This window comes from Pseudomonas sp. I2 (genome assembly GCF_040984075.1).
Taxonomy (GTDB): domain Bacteria; phylum Pseudomonadota; class Gammaproteobacteria; order Pseudomonadales; family Pseudomonadaceae; genus Aquipseudomonas; species Aquipseudomonas guariconensis_B.
The window spans coordinates 1-573 of sequence record NZ_JBCGFQ010000135.1; the positions used below are offsets into that span (position 1 = coordinate 1).

Annotated in this window: 1 pseudogene; it reads left to right on the top strand. The window is 66.3% G+C overall.

Going from position 1 to position 573, the window contains the following annotated elements:
* A pseudogene (locus tag WCE05_RS25905) lies at nt 1-573 on the top strand (CbbBc protein); the annotation flags it as partial.

A 573-nucleotide genomic window follows, 5' to 3' on the forward strand; every position in this document is an offset into this window, starting at 1 on the left:
TGATCCTGCCGTGCCTCGGCCGGACGGAAATCGACCTGCAGGCCGAGGGGCCGCAAGGCGTCACCGTGGAAGACACCTTCAGCATGGTGCACATCTCCCATGGCCAGTTGAAACCGCGCTCGCCGCATCTGCGCTCGGAGCCGGCGATCATCGCCGGCATGGCCAAGGCCACCCTGGGCAACCATCCGATCGACTGGGACTATGTCGTCGGCGACTATGCGCGTATCCGTGACTTGATCGCCGATGTCATTCCGGGCTTTGCCGATTTCAACGCGCGCTTGCAGCATCCGGGCGGTTTCCACCTGGGCAACAGCGCGGCCGAACGTACCTGGCGCACCGCCAGCGGCAAGGCCCGCTTCACCGCCAGCCAGTTGCCCGAGCAACTGGTCAACGCCCAGGTGCTGGCCCGTGGCGACAAGCCGGACCTGATCCTGCAGACCCTGCGTTCCCACGACCAGTACAACACCACCCTGTATGGCCTGGACGACCGCTACCGGGGCGTGTTCGGCCTGCGCGAGGTGGTGTTCGTCAACGAGGCGGACATCCGCCGCCTGGGCTTCGAGCCTGGCGAGC